The sequence below is a fragment of the Streptomyces sp. NPDC037389 genome (genome assembly GCF_040636475.1).
GTDB lineage: Bacteria > Actinomycetota > Actinomycetes > Streptomycetales > Streptomycetaceae > Streptomyces > Streptomyces hesseae.
On sequence record NZ_JBEZUS010000002.1, the window covers coordinates 80,251 to 101,465 of the forward strand.

At 75.2% G+C, this 21,215-nt stretch carries 19 protein-coding genes; 6 read left to right on the forward strand and 13 right to left on the reverse strand.

What is annotated here, in order from left to right; all coding sequences use genetic code 11:
- Window positions 1–12: 12 nt before the first annotated feature.
- Window positions 13–774, forward strand: a complete 762-nt coding sequence (locus AB0E98_RS03920) for a glucose 1-dehydrogenase (RefSeq protein ID WP_361698307.1) — start codon at window positions 13–15, stop codon at window positions 772–774.
- Between the two features lie 72 nt (window positions 775–846).
- On the opposite strand, the gene AB0E98_RS03925 is transcribed toward AB0E98_RS03920, so the two are convergent.
- Both AB0E98_RS03925 and AB0E98_RS03930 read right to left on the reverse strand, forming a co-directional pair.
- Complete coding sequence (locus AB0E98_RS03925) at window positions 847–2,241, reverse strand: amino acid permease (protein ID WP_361698309.1); 1,395 nt, start codon at window positions 2,239–2,241, stop codon at window positions 847–849.
- A gap of 292 nt (window positions 2,242–2,533) precedes the next feature.
- Window positions 2,534–2,791 (reverse strand): hypothetical protein, encoded by a 258-nt coding sequence (locus AB0E98_RS03930; protein ID WP_361698311.1) that lies wholly within the window; start codon window positions 2,789–2,791, stop codon window positions 2,534–2,536.
- 236 nt (window positions 2,792–3,027) lie between these two features.
- Here AB0E98_RS03930 and AB0E98_RS03935 point away from each other — a divergent pair, with 236 nt between their 5' ends.
- Together AB0E98_RS03935 and AB0E98_RS03940 are read left to right on the forward strand one after the other, a co-directional pair.
- Window positions 3,028–4,455, forward strand: a complete 1,428-nt coding sequence (locus AB0E98_RS03935) for a CoA transferase (protein ID WP_361698313.1) — start codon at window positions 3,028–3,030, stop codon at window positions 4,453–4,455.
- A 44-nt stretch (window positions 4,456–4,499) separates the two neighbouring features.
- Window positions 4,500–6,434: a DUF5107 domain-containing protein gene (locus tag AB0E98_RS03940; RefSeq protein WP_361698315.1), complete on the forward strand. Its 1,935-nt coding sequence runs from the start codon at window positions 4,500–4,502 to the stop codon at window positions 6,432–6,434.
- Between the two features lie 22 nt (window positions 6,435–6,456).
- Here AB0E98_RS03940 and AB0E98_RS03945 read toward each other — a convergent pair whose 3' ends face one another.
- Together AB0E98_RS03945 and AB0E98_RS03950 are read right to left on the reverse strand one after the other, a co-directional pair.
- On the reverse strand, window positions 6,457–6,807 hold the full coding sequence (locus tag AB0E98_RS03945; protein ID WP_311609270.1) for a VOC family protein: 351 nt from the start codon (window positions 6,805–6,807) through the stop codon (window positions 6,457–6,459).
- Window positions 6,808–6,817: 10 nt separating this feature from the next.
- Window positions 6,818–7,630, reverse strand: coding sequence for a class I SAM-dependent methyltransferase (locus tag AB0E98_RS03950; RefSeq protein WP_361698317.1), 813 nt, complete (start codon window positions 7,628–7,630; stop codon window positions 6,818–6,820).
- A gap of 160 nt (window positions 7,631–7,790) precedes the next feature.
- Here AB0E98_RS03950 and AB0E98_RS03955 point away from each other — a divergent pair, with 160 nt between their 5' ends.
- Entirely contained in the window at window positions 7,791–8,990 is a 1,200-nt protein-coding gene (locus tag AB0E98_RS03955; protein WP_361698319.1) for an aminotransferase class I/II-fold pyridoxal phosphate-dependent enzyme, read from the forward strand.
- 85 nt (window positions 8,991–9,075) lie between these two features.
- Window positions 9,076–10,104, forward strand: a complete 1,029-nt coding sequence (locus AB0E98_RS03960) for an MBL fold metallo-hydrolase (protein WP_361698321.1) — start codon at window positions 9,076–9,078, stop codon at window positions 10,102–10,104.
- Window positions 10,105–10,116: 12 nt separating this feature from the next.
- On the opposite strand, the gene AB0E98_RS03965 is transcribed toward AB0E98_RS03960, so the two are convergent.
- The 9 genes from AB0E98_RS03965 to AB0E98_RS04005 form a co-directional block, all read right to left on the reverse strand.
- Window positions 10,117–11,376: a hypothetical protein gene (locus tag AB0E98_RS03965; RefSeq protein WP_361698323.1), complete on the reverse strand. Its 1,260-nt coding sequence runs from the start codon at window positions 11,374–11,376 to the stop codon at window positions 10,117–10,119.
- A 137-nt stretch (window positions 11,377–11,513) separates the two neighbouring features.
- Window positions 11,514–12,062, reverse strand: coding sequence for a GNAT family N-acetyltransferase (locus tag AB0E98_RS03970; protein WP_361698325.1), 549 nt, complete (start codon window positions 12,060–12,062; stop codon window positions 11,514–11,516).
- A 178-nt stretch (window positions 12,063–12,240) separates the two neighbouring features.
- Entirely contained in the window at window positions 12,241–12,927 is a 687-nt protein-coding gene (locus AB0E98_RS03975; protein ID WP_361698327.1) for a 4'-phosphopantetheinyl transferase superfamily protein, read from the reverse strand.
- The gene (locus AB0E98_RS03980) at window positions 12,924–15,458 is read right to left on the reverse strand and encodes a condensation domain-containing protein (protein ID WP_361698329.1); all 2,535 of its coding nucleotides are present in this window, start codon (window positions 15,456–15,458) and stop codon (window positions 12,924–12,926) included. Before AB0E98_RS03980 ends, AB0E98_RS03975 begins: the two co-directional genes overlap by 4 nt.
- Complete coding sequence (locus AB0E98_RS03985) at window positions 15,455–15,685, reverse strand: phosphopantetheine-binding protein (RefSeq protein WP_361698331.1); 231 nt, start codon at window positions 15,683–15,685, stop codon at window positions 15,455–15,457. The genes AB0E98_RS03980 and AB0E98_RS03985 overlap by 4 nt, the downstream gene beginning before the upstream one ends.
- A gap of 5 nt (window positions 15,686–15,690) precedes the next feature.
- Window positions 15,691–16,323, reverse strand: a complete 633-nt coding sequence (locus tag AB0E98_RS03990) for an isochorismatase family protein (RefSeq protein WP_361698333.1) — start codon at window positions 16,321–16,323, stop codon at window positions 15,691–15,693.
- 50 nt (window positions 16,324–16,373) lie between these two features.
- On the reverse strand, window positions 16,374–18,032 hold the full coding sequence (locus AB0E98_RS03995) for a (2,3-dihydroxybenzoyl)adenylate synthase (RefSeq protein ID WP_361698335.1): 1,659 nt from the start codon (window positions 18,030–18,032) through the stop codon (window positions 16,374–16,376).
- Window positions 18,033–18,046: 14 nt separating this feature from the next.
- Window positions 18,047–19,177, reverse strand: a complete 1,131-nt coding sequence (gene dhbC, locus AB0E98_RS04000; protein WP_361699314.1) for an isochorismate synthase DhbC — start codon at window positions 19,175–19,177, stop codon at window positions 18,047–18,049.
- 266 nt (window positions 19,178–19,443) lie between these two features.
- Window positions 19,444–20,238 carry a 2,3-dihydro-2,3-dihydroxybenzoate dehydrogenase gene (locus AB0E98_RS04005; RefSeq protein ID WP_361698337.1) on the reverse strand — a complete coding sequence of 265 codons (795 nt, stop codon included), beginning with the start codon at window positions 20,236–20,238 and terminating at the stop codon, window positions 19,444–19,446.
- Between the two features lie 153 nt (window positions 20,239–20,391).
- Here AB0E98_RS04005 and AB0E98_RS04010 point away from each other — a divergent pair, with 153 nt between their 5' ends.
- Window positions 20,392–21,198, forward strand: coding sequence for an ABC transporter ATP-binding protein (locus AB0E98_RS04010; protein WP_361698339.1), 807 nt, complete (start codon window positions 20,392–20,394; stop codon window positions 21,196–21,198).
- Window positions 21,199–21,215 lie beyond the last annotated feature (17 nt).

Below are 21,215 nucleotides of genomic sequence, written 5' to 3' on the forward strand. Positions count from 1 at the left end.
GGAGTCATCGACATGACCACGCGTTTCTCCGGTAAGGCCGTCCTCGTCACGGGTGGCGGGACCGGCATCGGCCGGGCCGTCGCCCTCGCCTTCGCCCGGGAGGGCGCCCGGGTCGTGGTCGCGGGCCGGCGCGCCGAGCCGCTTGAGGAGACCGTCGCCGCCATCGAGGCGGCGGGCGGCGAGGCCACGGCCGTCACCGCCGACGTGACCCGCCCGGCCGACGTCGAGGCCCTGGTCGAGCGGACGGTGCGGCGGTACGGCGGCCTCGACGTGGCCGTGAACAACGTCGGCGTGCTCACCCCGCCCGCGAAGGTCGCCGACATCCCGGAGGACGACTGGCACACCGCGCTGACCACCAACGTCACGGGCGTCTGGCTGTCGATGAAGCACGAGATCGCGCACATGCGGGCCAACGGCGGCGGCGCCATCGTCAACATCTCGTCCAACCTCGGCGCCCACAAGCGCCTCCCGGGGCTCGGCGCGTACGCCGCCGGCAAGGCCGCGGTCTCCGCACTGACCCGCAGCGCCGCCCTCGACCACATCGGCGAGGGGGTGCGGATCAACGCGGTGAGCCCCGGCCCCATCGACACCCCGATGTCCTCGCGCCCCGGCGAGTCGGCCCGCGACAAGGCCGAGCGGATGGCCCGCGACGTCCCGGCCGGGCGCGCGGGCAGCCCGGAGGAGGTCGCCGCCGCGGTGCTCCACCTGGCCTCCGACGAGGCGGGCTACACGGTCGGCACGGAGCTCGTCCTGGACGGCGGCATCACGGCCTGAGAGCGGGCAGAGCGAACAGAGGAAGGGGCGGGCCCTCGGGCCCGCCCCTTCCTCGTACGTCCTGCGTCCTGCTTACGCGACCAGCTCCGGCTCGGCGGACTTCTCCGCCGCCACGGGCTCGCCCGCGCTCTCGCCCTCGCCCTCGCCCGCCGCCGGGCGGCGGGCCGCCATCCAGGCGTAGACGAGGATGCCGGCGAAGAGGAACAGCCCGCCCTGGTAGACCGCCGCGTATCCGGCACCGGCCACCAGCCAGAAGGAGAAGCCGAACCCGCCGAGGGCGAAGACCATGTCACGCGTGAACCGGCCCGCGTGGACCTTGTCGCGCTCGCCCTTGAGCAGGAAGTACACCTGCGCGGCGGTGGCCAGGAGGTAGGGGACGGTCGCCGAGAAGGTGGTGACGAGGACCAGGATCTCGAAGACCCCGCCCGCGCCCGACGTGTAGTTGACGACCGTCAGCAGCGAGGCGAGCACCGCCGCGGCGAGCACGCCCGCCGTCGGCACCCCGCGCCGCTTCTTCCCGAACATCGCCGGGAACAGACCGTCCTTGGCGGCCGCGTAGGGCATCTGGGCGCTCATGAGCGTCCAGCCGTTGAGCGCGCCCACGATGGAGACGACGGCGGCGAAGGCGATCAGCGTGCCGCCCCACTCGCCGCCGAACATCGCGTCGACCGCGTCGGAGAACGGCGCCGTGGACTTGGCGAGCTTGTCGTGCGCGACCGTACCGAAGACCGCCACCGTGCCGAGCAGGTAGACCACGGCGGCGCCGATGGTGCCGAACACGCTGGCGCGGCCCACATTGCGCTCCGGGTCGCGGACCTCGCCCGCGCTCATCGCGGCGGACTCCACACCGATGTAGCTGTAGAGCAGGATCGCCGCCGAGGCGGACAGGCCGCTGGCCCAGCTGCCGCCGCCCTCGCTGAAGGAGCCGAGGTTCTTCGGGTCGAAGAAGAAGAGGCCGGCGACGGCGACGAAGAACAGCGGAACGAACTTCAGGACCGTGGAGACCACCTGCACCACGCCCACCCAGCGGGTACCGGCGAGGTTCGCCAGCGCCGGGAGCCACAGCATCAGCAGGGCGATCACCAGGTCCGTGCTCTTCGAGGACGAACCGCCGGTGAGCACATGGAAGTAGCCGACGCCGGCGACGGCGAGAGCGGCGTTGCTGACCCAGGTCATCGTCCAGTACGACCAGGCGGACAGGAACCCGGCGAAGTCGCCGAACGCCGCGCGCGCATAGACATACGGTCCGCCGGTGTGCGGATGGCGCTCGGCGAGCCGCCCGAAGACGAGGGCGAGGGCGATCGCTCCGATCGTGAGCACACCGAAGGCCAGCAGGCTGACGGTGCCGAACGGGGCGACCGAGGCGGGCAGCAGAAAGATGCCCCCACCAATGATGTTGCCCATGACCAGGCAGATGGCCGTGGGGAGGCCGAAGCGGCGTGCGGGAGTGCCGTCGGTTTCTTGCATGGAAGGGTGCGCCTCTCGTACTGCGGGCAGGTCGCTGATTCTGTGGCGACTTCGCATGACTGTGCAAGAGCACAGGTATGTGCGACAGCACATATTGACCGCACTGTGAGACGGAGCAAAATTGAAATTTTTTGTCCCGCGCGGGGCGCCCGGCGGCCGCAAAAGGTGCTGCGATCGCCGCCGCGGACCGTGATTCGTCCACCGGCGCGCAATCAAGCGGAACGAGCGGTTCGCGCCCGCGAGCGCCGCGAGCGGGGGTCGCGGCCCGACCGGGCGCCCCTCCGGGGACGCGTCAGCCGCCCTCCTCCGGGGCGGTCCCCTCGGCGGCCTCCCCGGGATGGCCCAGGGTCGGGTCCAGCGCGGAGTCGTACGTCCCGGACCCCCGGCAGTGGGCGCACTGCCCCGCGCGGTGGACGGTGTCGGCCGGGCCGGCGAAGGGGTCGGCGCCCGGGCAGTACGCCAGCGCCCGCGTCCCGTACCCGGAGCCGTGACACCACTGGCAGGTCCGCCCCGGCGGCTCCGGCCCGGACGGGGATGTGCGCTCACTCACGCTCACTCACCGGCACTCACCGAAACCCCGCCCCGGATCCGCTCACCGGGCGTCGCCCGCCGATCACTGTTGGTGCACCCCACCCTAGACCTCCGCGGCCGCCGCGCCGGGCCCGCGCCGGATGTCACCCGAACGGGTTGTGTCGCCCATAGGACGCCCATGGGAGGGGACACCTCTGGGCAGGACGCCTGAAAGGGCCTCTTCCCAGACCTGGCACCCAGTGCCAGACTCGGGGGATGATCAAGCGATCGTCCGAAGCGGCGGACCACGTCTGGGCGTTGCTCGGCGGGGATCCCGCCCTCATGGCCGCCGTGGAGTACGGCGGCCCGGAGACACTCCTCCCCGCCCGGCTCCCCGCCCGGCTCCCCGTCCGGGAGACGGCCCGGGCCACGGTGGCCGTCTGCGCGCTGGCCGCCGCCGAACTGCTCGCCGCCCGGCGCGGCGGGCCTTTGCCGCGCGTACGCGTCGACGACGGCGCCGTCGAGACGGCGTTCGCCAGCGAGCGCCATATACGCCGCGACGGCCGCGCCCCGGCCTCCTTCGCCCCGCTCTCCCGCTTCTGGCGCACCGCCGACGGCTGGGTGCGCACCCACGCCAACTACCCCCACCACCGCGCCCGCCTCCTCGCCGCCCTCGGGCTGCCCGACCCGGGACCGGACGCCGACGCCGCGCCCCTCGTCGAGCGGGTCGCCGCCGAGCTGGCGGGCCGGGAGGCCGCGCGGGTGGAGGAGCTGGTGTACGCGGCCGGCGGGCTGGCCGTCGCCGTGCGCACCCCCCACGAGTGGGCCGTCCACCCGCAGGGCTCGGCGGTCGCCCGGCGCCCGCTGCTCTCCCTGGAGCGGATCGCCGAGGGCCCCGTCCGCGAGCTCGGGACGCCCTCCGGGGCGCTGCCCGCCGAGGGACTGCGCGTCCTCGACCTCACCCGGGTCCTCGCGGGCCCGGTCGCCACCCGCACCCTCGCCCTGCTCGGCGCGGACGTCCTCCGTATCGACTCCCCCTCCCTGCCGGAGAGCCAGGAGCTGCACGACGACACCGGCGCGGGCAAGCGCTCCACCGTCCTCGACCTGGCCCGCACCGCCGACCGCGCGGTCTTCGAGGAGTTGCTGGCCGCCGCCGACGTCGTCGTGACCGGCTACCGGCCCGGGGCGCTCGACCGCCACGGCCTGTCCCCGCAGGCCCTCGCCGAACGCCGGCCGGGCCTGGTCGTCGGCCAGCTGAGCGCCTGGGGCAGCTACGGGCCGTGGGGCGAGCGGCGCGGCTTCGACAGCCTGGTCCAGGCCGCCTGCGGCATCGCCGCCACCGAACCGGGCCCCGACGGCGGCCCCGGCGCACTCCCCGCCCAGGCCCTCGACCACGGCACCGGCTACCTGCTGGCCGCCGCCCTGCTGCGCGCCGTCACCGAGCAGCGCGAGACCGGCGGCACCCGCCTGACCCGCTTCGCCCTCGCGCAGACGGCGGCCTGGCTGGCCCGCGACGTGCCCCACGACGACGGCGTACCCGGGCCCGGCGGCGACGGCCACGACCCCGCGCCCTGGCTGGCCGAGGGAGAGGGCCCGCTCGGGCGGCTGCGGTACGCGCTGTCGCCCGTGGAGTTCACGGGCTCCCCGCGCGACTGGGCCCGGCGGCCCGGCCGCTGGGGCGCCGACGCCCCCGTGTGGCTGTGAGAGAACCCCGAAGCGAGCCCCCGAAGCGAAAGGGAGACCGACACATGGCCACCACCATCCGCCGAGCCGTGCTGACCCTGCCCGCGGCCTCCCCCGGCCCGGAGAACCCGCTGCCGCAGCTGAGCACCCGCGGCGACGTCCACCGCCTGGACCGCGTCGCCATGGCGGGCCTGCCGCCCGCCATGGCCCGGCGGATGCGCCACGCGCCACTGCGCTCCCTCCTGCCCGTACGCCGCCGCGACGACTACACCCGCACCCGGATCCCCACCGACCTCGACGCGATCGTCATCGAGAACGACCGGCTGCGCGCCACGGTCCTGCCGGGGCTCGGCGGCCGGGTGCACTCCCTCGTCCACAAGCCGACGGGCAGCTCGCTCCTCTACTCCAACCCCGTCCTCCAGCCCGCCGGCTTCGCCCTGAACGGCGCCTGGTTCTCCGGCGGCATCGAATGGAACATCGGCGCGACCGGCCACGGCACCCTCTCCGTCGCCCCGCTCCACGCGGCCCGCGTGCCCGCGCCCGACGGCGGCGACATGCTGCGGCTGTGGGAGTGGGAGCGGCTGCGCGACCTGCCCTTCCAGGTCGACCTGTGGCTGCCGGACGGCTCCGACTTCCTCTACGCCGGTGTGCGCGTCCGCAATCCGCACCACCGCGCCGCGCCCGTCTACTGGTGGTCCAACACCGCCGTGCCCGAGGGCCCGCGCACCCGGGTCCTCGCCCCGGCCGAGAGGGCCTGGCACTTCGGCTACGACCGCGCCTCCCTGCGCCGGGTGCCCGTCCCCCACTGGGACGGCGCCGACCGGACGTACCCAGCGGACGGCACCCGTCACGCCGACTACTTCTACGACCTCCCCGACGGCGAACGCCGCTGGATCGCCGCGCTCGACGGGGACGGCCACGGGCTCGTCCAGACCTCGACCGACGCCCTCACCGGCCGCAAGCTCTTCCTGTGGGGCGCGGACGGGGCCGGACGGCGCCGGCAGGAGTGGCTCACCGAGCCCGGCACGGGCGGCTACGCCGAGATCCAGGCGGGCCTCGCGCCGACCCAGCTGGAGCACGTCCCCCTGGAGGCGGGCGGGGAGTTCGCCTGGCTGGAGGCGTACGGGCCGCTGGCCGCAGACCCCGCCGCCGTCCACGGCGCGGACTGGGCGGCGGCGCGGGCCGAGACCGCCGCACGGCTGGAGGCGGCGCTGCCACGCGCCGCGGTGGACGCCGCGTACGAGGCGTGGCGCCCGTACGCCGACCACGAGCCCAAGGAGACGCTGGCCACCGGCTCCGGGTGGGGGGCGCTCGAGGTCGAGCGGGGGCGGCTGGAGCTGCCGGGGACGCCGTTCCCCGTGCCGGCGGACGGGGACGTGGGCGGGGCCGAACAGCGGCCCTGGCGGGCGCTGCTGCGCACCGGCTCGCTGGGTGAGGAGGGGCCGGAGCCCGGCCCCTCCCTGGTCTCCCCCGCCTGGCGGGAGCTGTTGGAGACCTCCGAGCCGGACCCGCGCGCCTCGTACCACCTGGGCGTCGCCCAGTGGCACGCCGGCGACCGCTCGCAGGCCGTCCGCAGCTGGGAGCACGCGCTCCGGCAGGGCATGGGCTGGCCGGCACGGCGCGCGCTCGCGGCGGCGGACGTGGAACGCGGGCATCCGGAGCGGGCCGCCGACCGCTACGCACGGGCGGTGACGGAGGCCCATGAGGCGGGAGCGTCCCGGGCCGCGCGGACGGCGCTCGCGCGGGAGGCGATCGAGGCGCTGCTGGCGGCCGGACGGGCGGAGGACGCGGCGGCGGTGCTGGCCGGGGTCCATCCCGCCGCGCGGACGCGGGGGCGGTTCCGGTTGCTGGAGGCGCGGGTTCTGGAGGCGCGGGGGGATGGGGCGGGGGCGCGGGCGATCCGCGATGCCGGTGTCGAGGTCGAGGACCTCGGTGAGGGGGAGACTTTCCCCTGGCCCGGCGCCCCCGGGCCCCCGGGCCTCAAGCGCCGGACGGGCTGATTCAGCCCGTCCGGCGTTGCGCTCAACCCGCCCGGCGATCGACGTACTCGAACACCGATCCGTCCGGGTGACGGGCCACCAGGTTGCTGCCGATGGGCGTCCGCACGGGGCCCGCGATGATCTGCGCGCCCACCGCGAGCAGATCGGCGAGGGCCTCGTCGACGTCCGTGACGGCCAGCGTGGCCGTGATGTTGCGCAGGACGGAGAGTTCGGCCTCCGGTCCGCTCATCAGGAAGAAGCAGCCGACGGCCGCGACCGAGACCCCGCCGCGCCGGAAGCGCTGTGCCTCGGCTCCGGTCAGCCGTTCGTACACCGCGATCGCCGCTTCCAGATCGCTTACGCACACCCTTAGCGAAGTCCCCAGAATGTTCATGAAAAGCAGGCTAGTTGACCCGGCAGAGCAGTTCGCCGTGGAGCACCGAGAACCACGCGTCCTCGTGACGCCCCCACTCGTGCCAGGCCTCCGCGATCGCCGCGAGGCCCGCCGGGTCCGTGTGGCCGCCCTCGACGGCGTGGCGGGCGTACGGGTCGGAAAGGGTGCGGTCGGCCCACAGGCCGCTCCACCAGGCGCGTTGTTCGGCGCCCGTGCAGCACCAGGCGCCCGCCGTGGCGGCGGTGTCGGTCAGGCCGGCCCGCCGGGCCCAGGACAGCAGCCGGCTGCCAGCGTCGGGTTCGCCGCCGCCGGCGCGGGCGACGCTCACGTACAGGCGCTGCCAGTCCTCCAGGCCGGGGACGCGCGGGTACCAGGTCATCGCCGTGTAGACGACGTCGCGGACGGCGACGATCCCGCCGGGGCGGCACACGCGGCGCATCTCGCGCAGGGCGGCCACCGGGTCGTCGAGGTACTGGAGCACCTGGTGGGCGTGGACGACGTCGAAGGAGCCGTCGGGGAAGTCCAGGGCGCGGATGTCGCCGACGGCGAAGTCCACGTTGGACACGCCTCGTTCGCGGGCGGCGGCGCGGGCGGTCTCCAGGACGCCGGGGGCGGCGTCGAGGCCGGTGACCCGGCCCCGGTGCGCCAGGGCGGCCAGGTCGGCGGTGATGCTGCCGGGGCCGCAGCCTATGTCCAGGATCCGGTGGTGCGACCGGAGTGAAGGCAGCAGGTAGGCGGCGGAGTCGGCGGCCCGGCGGCGGCCGTGGGAGCGCAGTACGGACTCGTGGTGTCCGTGGATGTAGACGTTCTGTCGTTCCGACATGGTGGCCCGTCCCTTCGCGACGTCGTGAAGTGGCGTTCCCACCGTAGGCCGTTCTCTCGCATGGTGAGAGGGCTGTCTTACGATCCGGTACCAGGGGGTTTGTTCGCCCCGCCGCCCGTGTCGGGCCGCCACGCACCCGGTGATCTGCGAAGGTGTGAGGATGCAGCAGGTACCGCCCGCCCTCCCGCCGCCGGAGCGCGGGCTGCCCGTGCTTCCGGAGCTCGCCGAGCGGCTGGCGGGGGCGGCCGGGCGCTCCGGCCCCGAACCGGTCGGCGGCGGACGGGCGCTGCGGGAGGCCGCCTGCGGTTACTGGGCGCGGCGCGGCTTGCCGACCGAGCCCGGGCGGGTCCTCGCGGCGCCGGGCGCCCAGCCGTTGCTGCTGGCGCTGTTCGCCTCGGCGGGCGGCGAGGTGCTGCTGACCCGGCCGTGCTCGGCCTCGTACAGCCCGCTGGCGCGGCTCGCCGGGCGGCTGGCGTACCACGTGCCGGTGCCGGCCGAATGCGGTGGCGTGCCCGACCCCTACGCGCTGTTGGAGACCGTGCGCAGGATCCGCGCCGAGGGCGGGCGGCCGCGTTTCCTGGTGCTGTCGGTGGCCGACGACACCACCGGCACGGTCGCCCCGCCGGAGATCCTCCACGAGGTGTGCGAGGCCGCGGCGGCCGAGGAGCTGACGGTCGTCAGCGACGAGACATGGCGTGACACCCTCCACGACCCGCACGGGACCGTGTTCGTGGGGCCCGCCGAGATGTACCCGGACCGGGTCGTCGTCCTCACCGACCTCGCGGGCCCGCTCGCCCCCTCCGGCTGGCCGGCGGCGATCGCCCGTTTCCCGGCCGGGGGTCCGGGCCCGGCCCTGTACGCCCGTGCCGTCTCGCTGCTGACGGCGGTACGGGCCGAACTGCCGCCGCCGGTCGCGGCGGCCGTGGGCTGGGCGCTGACCGAACCGGAGCCCGTACGGGCCCGGTCCGCCGCCGCGGCCCGACTGTACGGGGTGCTGGGCGAGGCGGCGCGGGTGCGGCTCGACGCCGCCGGGGTGCTCTGCCGGCCCCCGCGGACGGGCCCGCACCTGTACGCGGACCTGGGCGAGCTGAGGTCGGCCCTCGCGGCCCGTGGCATCACCGACTCCGTGGAACTGGAGGACCGGCTGAGCGCGACGCTCGGCCATCCGGTGCCCGGCGGCCACCGGTTCGGCGACGCCCCGGACGCGTTGCGGGTGCGGATCGCCACTCCCCCGTTCCTCGGGGCCGACGACGACCGGCGGCGTCGCGCCCTGGGCGCCCGGGATCCGCTGGCGGACCCGGATGTCGTGGAGGCGTTGTCCACTTTTGGATCGGCGTTCAGTGAACTCGCCGCCGACTGATCTACCGTCAGTCGGTGGGGCGTGCGACGGCGCGAGCCCCGCGCCCGTACCGCCAGGTTCCGGTTCCCCACGAATGGAGCCCCAGATGACCGAACAGACCGAGCGCCCTCTCGCGGAGCCGCGTCCTCTCGGCGAGATCCGTTCCTGGCCCCGGACGTTCGCCGACCGGCTCACCGCACCGCTGCCCGGAGTGCGTGCCATGGCCCGGCTGGCCCGTGAGGGCCGGCTGCGGCCGAGCGCCGAGGCGCTGCGCGAGGTCCCGCTGCTGCCGGTCGAGCCGGGTCCGCTGCCGGCCGCCGGCGCCACCGCGCTCGCCGTCACCTGGGCCGGGCACGCCAGCTGGGTGGTGCGCGTCGGCGGGCTCACGGTGCTGACCGACCCGGTCTGGTCCCGCCGGATCCTCGGCACGCCGCCCCGGGTGACGCCGGTGGGGGTGCCGTGGGAGGCCCTGCCGAGGATCGACGCCGTCGTCATCAGCCACAACCACTACGACCACCTCGACGCGCGCACCCTCAAGCGGCTCCCCCGCGACACCCATCTGCTGCTGCCGGCGGGCCTGGCCGGCTGGGCGCGTCGCCGCCGGTTCACCCGGGTCACCGAACTCGACTGGTGGGAGGCGGTCGAGCTGCCCGGCCCGGCGGGCCCGGTGCGCTTCGACTTCGTCCCGGCCCACCACTGGAGCAAACGCACCCTCACCGACACCTGCCGGTCGCTGTGGGGCGGCTGGGTGCTGACCGCGCCCGACGGCCGCCGGGTGTACTTCGCCGGGGACACGGGCTACGGCTACTGGTTCGCGCGGATCGGCGAGCGCTATCCGGACATCGATGTCGCGCTGCTGCCCATCGGCGCCTACGACCCGCGCTGGATGCTGGGCCCGGTGCACACCGACCCGGAGGAGGCGGTGCGCGCCTGCGCGGACCTGGGGGCGCGGGTGCTGGCGCCGATGCACTGGGCGACGTTCCTGCTGTCCGCCGAGCCGCCGCTGGAGCCGCTGCGGCGGGTGCGGGCGGCGTGGGAGGAGACGGGCCGGGCCCGGGAGGATCTGTGGGACCTGCCGGTGGGGGCCTCGCGGATGCTCGCCGGGTGGGACCGGAGCGTCACGGGGCTGACGTGACGGGTGGGTTGCTCATCCAATCCCGGTGAAGGCGAAGGTGAAGCGGTTGGCGCCGTGCCCGGTGCAGGTCAGATGGGAGGGGAAGCGGCTGGCCCGGGTGTCGACGCCGACGGTACGGGTGGTCTCGTCGTAGCTGAAACAGACGGTGCCGTCGCCCAGGACCTCGTCCCCGCCCCGCCGGATCTCCAGCGTCACGGGCACGCCCTCCCGGATGCCGAAGTCCTGGGCCGGCTGATGTGACGTCAGGGCCACGTCGAGGTTGTCCTCGCGGCGCAGGAGCCACAGAGTCACGTCCTGCCCGGTGGTGTCGGCGGCGTGGAACTCCGCCCGGATCACCCGGCCGCGGGGCCCGTCGGGGGCGACGACGGCGAGGCTGTGGTAGCCGCCCGCGGCGATCTGCACGGTGTGGTGGTGCCCGACGGCCTCCAGGATCCCCGACACCTGCCCGTCGCCGTCCTTGCCCGCGCCGAGGAGCTCGCCGTCCCGGGTCAGCGCCAGGCTGTGCAGATGGCCCGCGGCGGCGGCCGCGATCCTGCGGCCCTGGGCGACGCGCAGGATGCCCGACACCTGGTGGTGCCCGTCCCGGCCGGCGGCGAGCAGCAGGCCGTCGTCGGTGACGGCCAGGCTCTGGAGGGCGGCGGCGGACACGGCGACGACCTTCCGGCCGTCCGCTGCCGCCAGGATCCCGGAGACCTGCCGGTCGTCGTCCCGGCCGGCGGCCAGGATCCGGCCGTCCTCGGTCACCGCGAGGCTGTGGAAGTCGCCCGCGGCCACGGCGGTGACCCGGTGGCCCCGGGCCGCCGTGAGGACGCCGGACACCTGTCCCTCGCCGTCGTGCCCGGCGGCCAGGAGCTCGCCGTCCTCGGTCACGGCGAGGCTGTGCACGGCGCCGCCGTCCACGGCGGTGACCTTCTTGCCCCGGGCCGCGTCACGGGCGCCGGTGACCTGGCCGTTCTGGTCCTTCCCGGCGGCCAGCAGCCGGCCGTCGCGGGTCACCGCCAGGCTGTGGAAGCCGCCCGCGGCCACGGCGCCGACCAGCTCGCCGCGCGCCGCCGCGAAGATCCCGGTCACCTGGGCGTAGTCGTCGAGCCCGGAGACGAGCAGCCGGCCGTCGTCGGTGACCGCCAGGCTGTGGTAGTCCCCGGCGGCGATCGCGCCGATCCGCTCGCCCTCGGCCGCCATGAGGATCCCCGGCACCTGCCCCTGGAGGCCCAGCCCCGCCGCGTGGAGCCGGCCCGCGGCGTGGGCGGATACGGGCGGGTCGACGGCCAAGAGGGGCCTCCTTCGGCGCGGACGGGACGACACGGACCAGGCGGACGGCGTGTTGCCGCCGCCGTCCACGCTGGCCGCTCCGCCGGGCCGGGGCACGTGCGGGGCGGCCGAACGCGTGACACGGCCGCCCCTGGACGCTAGGAGCGCGCCTCCAGGACGTGCACACACAGGGGCACGCCATGGGCCGGATGGGTGGTCCGGCGCTCGACGCGCATGCCGAGCTTGCGCATGACGCCCTCGGAGGCGTCGTTGCCGACGGTGTGCACGCTCACCACGCGGGCCAGGCCGCGGTCGCGCAGCGCGAAGTCCAGCACGGCGCGTGCCGCCTCCGTGGCGAGCCCGCGTCCCCAGAAGTCCTTCCCGAACCGCCAGCCGATCTCCACGGCAGGCAGGATCTCCGGCAGGAACATGGGCACCGACAGCCCCGCGAAGCCGACGAACCGGCCGCTCTCCCGGTCCTCAACGGCGAACAGCCCCACGCCGCGTTCCTCCCACTCCCGCTCCCACGCGGCGATCCCGGCCGCGGTCTCCGCCCGGTCGCGGACCGAGCCGCCGCCGATCCAGCGCATCACTTCCGGGTCGGCGTTGACGGCCGCCATGGGCTCGACGTCGTCCTCGCGCCAACGGCGCAGTGTCAGCCGGGGGGTTGTCAGTCGGGGCGTCGACGTACGGAGGGTGGTGGTCATGTGCGAATGCTGCCCAGGGGGGAGTTGCCCCAGTCCAGCCCCTTCCCGTTTCCTGGGGGCTCCGCCCCCCGGACCCCCGGTCCTCAAACGCCGGACGGGCTGGATCTGTCCGGCCCGGCGGGGGTGCGAGGGGGCGCAGCCCCCTCGGAACCGGTGAAAGGGCGGGACTGGGGCCTCCTCACCTCTCCGCCACCGCGATGGCGGCCGCGTGGCCCGGGTCGGCCTCGACATCGGTCAGCGTCCACCCCGCCGGGGCAGCCGGCGACGCCCCCGTCCCCACATACGAAACGGCCGGGCTCTCCGCCAGCCCCGTCCCCGTCCCTTTGAGGTACGCCTCCTTCCGCGTCCAGCAGCGGGCGAACGCCGCGGGGCGTTCCGGCTCCGGGAGGGCGTCGAGTTCGGCCGTCTCCGACGGGTGGAGCATCCGGGAGACGTCGGCGACGACCGCCGCGGACTGCTCCTCCTCGACGTCCGCGCCGACCGGCGTGCCGGCGAAGGCGAAGAGGGCCAGCTCCCCCGCGTGGGACAGGTTGAAGTGCAACGGCGGCGCCGACGCGCCCGCGACGGCCGGGCGGCCGTGCGGGCCGCCGCAGCCGGGGCACGGCTCGCGTGTCAGGGCGACCCGCTCCGGCGGGAGGCCCAGGTACGCCCCCAGGAGGCGGCGCAACCCCACGTGCGAGGCGATGAACCGCTCTCGGTGCAGGGGGCGCAGGAAGCCGGCCGCCCGGGCCCGTTCCTCCTCGTCGAGTTCGCCGACCGGCCATGACGAGCCGTCGGTGATCCTCAGCAGCCAGACGTCCGGCCCGCCGCCCGGGCGCCAGGGCCCGGGCAGCGGGTCGCGGCCGAGCTCCCGGGGGCGGATCACGGCGCCTTCGCGGGTGCGGTCGGACCGGCCTCGGCGGCGGCATCCGCCGAGGCCGGAGTCGTGGTGGCGGGGCGCTCGAGGTGGCCGTCCGCCGTCCAGCGGGCCGGGTGGCCCGTGCGGTGCATCCGGCCGCCGGGCGGGCCGAAGGGGTCGCCGACGAGGCGTTCGCCGCGGCCGTCGGCCGGCCGGTCCGCGGCCACGTACAGCTCGCCGGTGACACCGGGCGGACACGGCTGGAGGGCCGCGTCGAGCACGTACAACCGGGTGTTCCACGCGGGCCGCCCGAGGGGGACGGGCCCGGTCCCGCCCGGCTCGCAGCGGTGGTGGGCGGCGCCGGCCGCCTCCCCCGTCCCGTACACCAGGTGCAGCGCCACGCCCGGGAGGGCCCGGTGGAAGGCGTCGACGGCCGCGCGGGACGGTGCGCCGCCCTCGCAGACGACCCGCCGCAGCGAACCGGCGCCGGCCGCGATGTCCGTGAGGAGCGAGCTGTCGCAGCGGACCGTCGTGACGTCCTGTTCGCGGATCGTACGGGCGAGGGTCTCCCCCGCCTCGGGCAGGACCACGGTGGCACCTTCCCTCAGCGGCCAGAGGAGCTCCAGCAGCGAGTCCTCCGAGCCGGCCGGGGCGTGGCGCAGCACGCGGTCGCCGGACGTCAGCCCGCAGCGGTCGCTCAGCCAGCGCAGCCGGCCGTCGATCGTGGCGTGCGGGACGACGGTTCCGCCGGTGACGCGGGCCGGGTGCTGCGGGGTGAGCGCGCGGCCGGGGTCGACGGGCGGGTGCGCTGCCACGGCGGCCGTCACCTCGGGGTCGTCCAGGACGACGAGGACCGTGTCCGTGCCGGGCGACGCGTGACGCGAGTCGGTCACGACGCACACGGCGGCGGGGTCGTCCGGCGCGGTGAGCGCGCCGCCCGCCTTGAGGACGGCGAGCACGGCCTCGGCCTCACGGACGGAGGGGGCGGAGGCTCCGAGCGCTACGGCTGCCCGTGTCCCGGGCCGTACGCCGAGGCCGGCGAGGTGCCGGGCGAGCCGGCCGGCCCGGGCGTTGAGCTCGCCGTACGTCAGGGTCAGGGCGCCCTGGACGAGGGCGGGGGCGCCGGGGGTACGGGCGGCGCGGGCCTCGACCGGGCCGATGAGGGTGGTCGGCGGCAGGGCGACGGCCGTGTCGTTGAACTCCGTCAGCACGCGGGCGCGCTCCTCGTCCGTGGCGATGCCGAGCCCGGCGAGCGGCCGGTGCGGGTCGCCGTCGGCGAGGCGGGCGAGGAGGTCGACGAAGCGGCGCTGGTGGGCGGCGAGTTCCCGCGCGTCGTACAGCGCCGGGTTGGCGTCGTGGTCGACGCGCAGGCCGGTGCCGTCGGCGCGGTCGTAGACGCTGACGGTCAGGTCCTCGACGGGGCCGCCGGAGAGGTTGTGGGCGGTGGAGGGGGCGCCGGCGAAGGTGAGCCCGTAGTCGAAGGGCATCACATTGACCTGGGGGGCGCGGACCGGTTCGGCGGGGCGGTGGCGCTGGTGGCGGCGGGCGGCGCGGATGCCGAGGTCGGCCTGGTGGGCGAGCTCGGCGAAGGTGGTGTCGGGGGTGACGGTGAAGCGCAGCGGCAGGACGTTCATGACCATGCCGGGGATGCGCAGGGCGACGGATCCCATGCGGCCCATCATGGGCAGTCCGAGGGTGACGCGCTCGCTGCCGGTGGCCCGGGAGAGGTAGAGGGCCTGGGCGGCGAAGAGGACGTCGGGCCAGGTGGCGCGGACGGACGCGGCGAGTTCGCGCAGCCGGGCGGTCTCCTCGGTGCCCAGGTGGGCGGTGCTGCGCAGGGAGGTCCTGGAGTGGGGCGCGGTACGTCCCGCGAGCGTGGGGCCGCCGTCGGCGGCGTCGCGGAGCCAGTGCTCGCGGTCGCGGTCGTGGGCGGCGGAGCCGCGGTAGGCGGCGTCCTCCTCGACGAGCGCGGCGAGCCGTCCGAAGGGGCCGGGGCCGGGGCCGGTGCCCGCGGCGAGGGCGGTGTAGACGTCGGCGGTGCGGCGGGCGAGGAGGGAGTGACCGTAACCGTCGAGGACGGCGTGGTGGACGCGCTGGGACCACAGCCAGCGCCGCTCGCCGACGCGCAGCAGGCCGTGGGCGAAGAGGGGGCCGCGCGCGAGGTCGAAGGGGACGGCCAGGTCGGCGCGCATCCAGGCGTGGGCGGCGCCCATGGGGTCGCGTTCGGCGCGGAGGTCGGCGGTGTGGAGGGGGAAGCCGTGGCCGGGCGGCGGGACGTCGACGGGCAGTTGCCGGGGCCCGGCGGGCGTGTCGGCGATCCGTACGCCCAGGGTGTCCGCCTCGTGGGCGACGCGGTACAGGGCCTCGGCGAAGAGCTCCGGGTCCACGTCGCCGTGGATGTCCAGGTACTCGGCGGTGTTGAGCGCCGGGCTGCCCGGGTCGAGGGACTGGGCGTGCCACATGGCCGACTGAGCGGCCGTCAGCGGCAGCCCTTCCGGCGCGACGCGCCGGTCGGGGCCGCTGCCGCTGACGGGCCGCTCGAGTGCGGTGATGGTCATGCCGTAGCCCCCAGCAGGGGTGCCCACTCCTCGATGGCCGGCTTCTCCGCGAGGTCGACGAAGGTGACCTCGGTGCCGTGGTCGCGCCGCCAGCGCTCGACGAGGGTCATGATGCGGACGGAGTCGAGCCCGTAGTCCACGAGGTTCTCGTCGTCGGGGATGTCGGCCGGGTCCTCGCCCAGCACGTCGGCGACGTCGGCTCGGATCTGTTCCAGGGTCAGGGCCACGGTGCTCACTGTCCTTCGAAGACGCGGTCGGTGGTGGTGACGACCGCGCACTTGGCGGCCGCCCAGCGCAGTGCCATGGCGTGGTCGCCGGCGGAGAAGTCGGCGACGGCGTCGGCGACGAGGAAGGGCTGGATGTCGCGCATCCAGGCGTCGCACGCGCTCATCATGACACCGATGTGGGCGTAGACGCCGACGACGATCAGCTGGTCGCGGCCCTGCTCCGCCATCCGCTCGGCGAGGTCGGTGCGGACGAAGGCGCTGTACTTCCACTTGGTGAGCACGGTGTCGCCCGCGTCGGGGGCGACGGCGTCGGCGATGGCCTTGGCGCGTTCGTCGTCGGGCAGGCCCGGGCCCCAGAAGTCCTGCTGGAGGCCGCGCTCGGCGGCGCTCTGGCCGCCGGGCTGGGCGGAGTAGACGACGGGGACGCCGAGGCGGGCGCACTCCTTCTTCAGCCGCGCGATGTTGGCGAGCAGCTCGGTGACGGGCGAGGCGCCGGTCTCGAAGGCGTCGAGGAAGTAGTTCTGGAGGTCGTGCACGAGCAGCACGGCGCGGCCGGGGTCGACCGTCCAGGCGACCTTGTTCGCGGGGAGGTCCGCGGCGGTGGGCATGGGATAGGGGGCGATGGCGGGGAGCGCCATGGTGGTGGGGGCCTTTCGTGGTTCCGGGATGCGTGCGGGGTGGCCGGTGCTCAGCCGCGGGCGGCGGCCGTGTCGCGCAGCCGTGCGGCGATGGCGGCGCGGAGGTCCTTCTTGGAGACCTTGCCGATGCCGGTCTGCGGGAACGCGTCGACGAACTCGACGCGGTCGGGCACCTTGAAGGCGGCGAGCCCGCGCTCGCGCACGAACTTCTTGATGGCGAGGGACTTCACCGGTTCGGCGTCCTCGCGCAGGACGACGTAGGCGCAGGTGCGCTCGCCGAGGTAGTCGTCGGGCATGGAGACGACGGCGGCGTCGTGGACGGACGGGTGGGCGAGGATGTGGTTCTCGATCTCCTCGGCCGCGACCTTCTCGCCGCCCCGGTTGATCTGGTCCTTGGCCCGGCCCTCGACGACGAGGTGGCCCGTCTCCGTGAGCCGTACGACATCGCCGGTGCGGTAGAAGCCGTCGGCCGTGAAGGAGGCGGCGTTGTGCTCGGGGGCCCTCCAATAGCCGCGGATGGTGTACGGGCCGCGGGTGAGGAGGTGTCCGGTGGCGCCCGCGGGCAGGTCGTTGTCCTCGTCGTCCACGACGCGGATCTCGTCGTCGGGCGAGATGGGGCGGCCCTGGGTGGTGACGATCGTCTCCTCGGGGTCGTCGAGCCGGGTGTAGTTCACCAGGCCCTCCGCCATGCCGAAGACCTGCTGGAGGGTGCAGCCGAGGGCGGGGCCGACGCGCCGGGCGGCCTCCTCGCTGAACTTTGCGCCGCCGACGAGCAGCACCTCCAGGCTGGAGAGGTCGTGCGGGGTGCCCGCGGCCGCCTCGGTCCACACCAGGGCCAGCGGCGGGACGAGGCCGGTGAGGGTGACGCCCTCGGCCTCGATGAGCGGGAAGGCCACGTCGGGGCTGGGGCGCGGGGCGAGGACGACCCGGGCGCCGGCGTACAGGGCACCGAGGGTGCCGGGCGAGCTGAGGGGGAAGTTGTGGGCGGCGGGCAGCGCGCAGAGGAAGACGCTGTGCTCGTCGACGCCGCAGATCTCGTTGGAGCCCCACAGCGAGTAGATGTAGTCGTCGTGGGTGCGCGGGATGAGCTTGGGCACGCCGGTGGAGCCGCCGGAGAGCTGGAGGAAGGCCAGCTCGTGGGGTCGGGGCGCGTCGTCCACGGCGACCGGCTCGGCCGGGACGTCGGCGAGGGCGGTGTGCTCGCCGGGGTCGCCGACGACGAAGACGTGCTTCAGGGTGGGGACTTCGGCCCGCACCTTGGTGGCGAGCCCGCGGTAGTCGTAGCCCTCGGCGACGTCGGCGATGACGTAGGCGGCCGCCTCGGTGAAGGCGCAGAAGTGGCGGATCTCGGTCTCGCGGTGCGCCGGGAGGGCGAAGACGGGCAGGGCGCCGATGCGGAAGAGGGCGAAGACGACCTCGAAGAACTCGGCGACGTTCGGCAGTTGGAGGACCACGCGGTCGCCCTTGCCGATGCCCCGGGCGAGCAGGCCGGCGGCCAGCCGGTCGGCGCGCAGGTCGAGTTCGCCGTAGGTCCAGCGGCGTCCCTCGCCGGCCGGGTCGACGATCGCGACCCGGTCCGGGTGCTTCCCGGCCCGCTCGCGCAGCATCTGGCCGAACGTTTCGCCACGCCAGTAGCCCTTGGCCCGGTAGCGCTCGGCGAACCCGGCCGGATAGCCGGGCGCGTCGTCGATGTCCGTCACCGATGTCACCGATGTCACCGGATTCACTGGTCAACCCCCACTGCCTGAAGGAACGTCTGGAACTTGGCGCCGGTCTCGGCGGTCTCCGCCTCCGGCGAGGACTGCTCGACGACGCCCGCGCCCGCGAACAGGCGCAGCGTGCGCTCCTCGGCCTCGGCGCAACGGATGGTGACGACCCATTCGCCGTCACCGCTCGCGTCGCCCCATCCCACCATGCCGGTGTAGGCGCCCCGGTCGAAGGGCTCGAGCTCCCCGATGACCCGGCGGGCGGTGTCGGTGGGGGTGCCGCACACGGCGGGCGTCGGGTGGAGGGCGCAGGCCAGCTCCAGGGCGGAGACGGCGGGGTCGGCCGGCTCGCCGACGACGGTGGTGGACAGGTGCCACATGGCGGCGGTGCGCACCAGGGTGGGGCGCGCGGGCACGTCGAGGGTGCGGCAGTAGGGGGCGAGGGCCTCGCGGACGGCGTCGACGACGACGGCGTGCTCGTGGAGGTCCTTCTCCGACTCCAGCAGCGCGGCCGCGCGGCGCACGTCCTCGGCGAGGTCGGCGCTGCGGGGGGTGGAGCCGGCGAGGGGGTTGGCCACGAGGCGGCCGCCGCGCCGGGAGACGAGGAGTTCGGGGCTGGCGCCGAGCAGGGTGCGGCCGGGGCCGGAGGGGACGGCGAAGGTGTAGCCGGAGGGGTCGCGGCGGGCGAGGCGCTGGAGCAGCGCGGGCAGGTCGAGGTCGCGCGAGGAGCGCAGTTCGAGGGTGCGGGCGAGGACGACCTTGCTGAAGTCGCCGCGCTTCATGCGCCGTACGGCCTCGGCGACGGCTCTGCCGTACGCCTCGGGCTCGGGTACGGGCCGGATGTCCCAGGCGGCCGCGGCGGGGGCGGCTGCGGGCAGGGCGACGAGCGGGTCCTCGGCGAGCGGCGGCGCCCAGCGGACGGCCTCCGGCACGGCGAGCGCGGCGGGGGCGGTGTGGTCGAAGGGCACGGCCCCGACGACGACGGGCGCGGGGTTGCCCGCGCGGAGCTCGGCATCGAGGGTCTCGGTGACCCGCCGGTGCAGCGGCGCCGGGCCGTGCGGGACCTCGGCGCGGGTGCCGTGGGCGAGCAGGGTGCGGGTGGGAGAGGCGAAGAACCGGGCGCGGCCGGGTTCGTAGGCGTCGAGCAGCGAGGTGGCGGCGCCGACGGTGACTGTCGGGTCCGCGGGCCGCCCGTCCGGGCGGGCATCGGGCCCGCTCGCGCTCGGCCGGTCGGCGACGGGGTGAACCGTGGTCACCTGCTGCTCCGTTCCCCCGGTGGGTCGCACCGGGTGTGGGGTTGTGAAGAGGGGGCGCCGCCGCGTTTTTGGGTGGCGACGGCCGGGTGGGGGCGATGCGGGGGGGCGATGCGGGGGGGCGATGCAGGGGGCAGGTGCGGCCCGGTGGGCACAAACCGCTACGCGCGCAGCGTCGCGCCGCCGTCCACGTAGAGGTCGTGCATCGTGATGTGCCGGGCGCGGTCGGAGACCAGGAAGAGGACGGCGTCGGCGATGTCGGAGGGCTCGGCGATCCGGCCGAGGGGGATGCCGACGCGGTACGACCCGGGGTCGCCGTCGATGACGCGGGCGGGCGGCTCGTCGTCGACCCACAGGGAGCGCTGCATCGCGGTGTCCGTGGAACCGGGCGAGACGACGTTGCAGCGGACCCCGCTGCGGGCCAGCTCCAGCCCGAGGCACTTGGTGAACATGGTGGCGGCGGCCTTGGAGGCGGCGTACGCGGCCATGCTGGTGCGCGGCACTCCGGCGGCGTTGGAGCCGACGGTGACGATGCACCCGGAGCGGCGCTCGCCCATCCGGCGGGCGGCGGCGCGGGAGGTGTTGAAGACACCGGTGGAGTTGACGTCGAAGGTGCGCTGCCAGTCCTCGTCGGTGATCTCGACGACGGGCGAAGTCCGCAGCACTCCCGCGACATTGACGAGGATGTCGAGCGGCCCGGCGGTGCGCTCCACTTCCTCGAAGACGGCCTCGACGGCCCGACTGTCGGAGACGTCGGCGGTGTAGTGGGTCACCTTTTCGGTGCCGTATTCCACCTCGAGCGCCTTGATGCCGTCCCGCGTCGCGTCGACGGCCGCGACCCGCGCTCCCTGGGCGACCAGGGCACGGGTCACGGCCTCGCCTATGCCCTGCCCGGCGCCGGTGACCAGCGCGATCCGGCCGGCCAGTGCGGACTGCTCCACAGCGATTTCCCCCATTCCACTCGAATTAAGGTAAGCCTTACCTTACACAACATCCCCACCTGGGGGGAATTGGCGTGCGACCGGATAATCGGGCACCCCGTCAAAACCCAAGGGGGCATGGAAAAACCCCGGGGAAACGGATACCAGCCATTAGGTTAGGCTAACCTCATGCGACTCGTCGTCGAACAGCTCACCGCCGGATACCCCGGCCACCCGGTCGTGCACGGCGTGGACCTGACCGTCCCCGAGGGGCAGGTCGTCGCCGTCGTGGGGCCCAACGGCTGTGGCAAGTCCACCCTGTTGCGCTCCATCGCCCGGCTCCACCAGCCGGAATCCGGCACGGTCCGGATCGGCGATGCCGACATCTGGGGGCTCAACCCCCGCAAGGCGGCGCACCGCATCGCGCTGCTCCCCCAGTCGCCGCAGGCGCCCGAGGCCGTGACCGTCGCCGGGCTCGTCCGCTACGGCCGCCACCCCCACCAGGGACTCTTCCGCCAGTGGTCGCGCGAGGACGAGCGGGCCGTCGAGGAGGCGCTGGAGGCCACCGGAACCGCCGCCCTGGCCGGGCGCCGGCTCGACCAGCTCTCCGGCGGCCAGCGTCAGCGGTGCTGGCTGGCCATGGTCCTCGCCCAGGAGACGCCCGTCGTCCTGCTGGACGAGCCGACGAGCGCCCTCGACCTGGGGCACGCCGTCGACGTCCTGGAACTCGTCCGCGAGGTCGCCGCAGCGGGCCGCACGGTCATGATGGTCCTCCACGACCTGGCGAGCGCCGCCCGCTACGCCGATGTGATCGTGGCCATGCGGGACGGGCGCGTCGTCGCCCACGGCCCCTCCCGCGAGGTCGTGGACGCCGCCCTCGTCCGCGAGCTGTACGGGGTCGAGTCCGACATCCTCGCCGCCCCCGGCGACGGCTCACCCGTCGTGGTCCCCGCGCCGCGCCGACCCGCCGCCGCCCGGCCGGTCCGGGCGGCGTAGCGACGTAGCGACGCGGC

Excerpts from the sequence above, each read along its gene's own strand:
- AB0E98_RS03920 (WP_361698307.1), top strand. The coding sequence starts at position 13 with ATGACCACGCGTTTCTCCGGTAAGGCCGTCCTCGTCACGGGTGGCGGG.
- AB0E98_RS03925 (WP_361698309.1), bottom strand. The coding sequence starts at position 2,241 with ATGCAAGAAACCGACGGCACTCCCGCACGCCGCTTCGGCCTCCCCACG.
- AB0E98_RS03935 (WP_361698313.1), top strand. The coding sequence starts at position 3,028 with ATGATCAAGCGATCGTCCGAAGCGGCGGACCACGTCTGGGCGTTGCTC.
- AB0E98_RS03940 (WP_361698315.1), top strand. The coding sequence starts at position 4,500 with ATGGCCACCACCATCCGCCGAGCCGTGCTGACCCTGCCCGCGGCCTCC.
- AB0E98_RS03945 (WP_311609270.1), bottom strand. The coding sequence starts at position 6,807 with ATGAACATTCTGGGGACTTCGCTAAGGGTGTGCGTAAGCGATCTGGAA.
- AB0E98_RS03950 (WP_361698317.1), bottom strand. The coding sequence starts at position 7,630 with ATGTCGGAACGACAGAACGTCTACATCCACGGACACCACGAGTCCGTA.
- AB0E98_RS03955 (WP_361698319.1), top strand. The coding sequence starts at position 7,791 with ATGCAGCAGGTACCGCCCGCCCTCCCGCCGCCGGAGCGCGGGCTGCCC.
- AB0E98_RS03960 (WP_361698321.1), top strand. The coding sequence starts at position 9,076 with ATGACCGAACAGACCGAGCGCCCTCTCGCGGAGCCGCGTCCTCTCGGC.
- AB0E98_RS03970 (WP_361698325.1), bottom strand. The coding sequence starts at position 12,062 with ATGACCACCACCCTCCGTACGTCGACGCCCCGACTGACAACCCCCCGG.
- AB0E98_RS03980 (WP_361698329.1), bottom strand. The coding sequence starts at position 15,458 with ATGACCATCACCGCACTCGAGCGGCCCGTCAGCGGCAGCGGCCCCGAC.
- AB0E98_RS03990 (WP_361698333.1), bottom strand. The coding sequence starts at position 16,323 with ATGGCGCTCCCCGCCATCGCCCCCTATCCCATGCCCACCGCCGCGGAC.
- AB0E98_RS04005 (WP_361698337.1), bottom strand. The coding sequence starts at position 20,238 with ATGGGGGAAATCGCTGTGGAGCAGTCCGCACTGGCCGGCCGGATCGCG.
- AB0E98_RS04010 (WP_361698339.1), top strand. The coding sequence starts at position 20,392 with ATGCGACTCGTCGTCGAACAGCTCACCGCCGGATACCCCGGCCACCCG.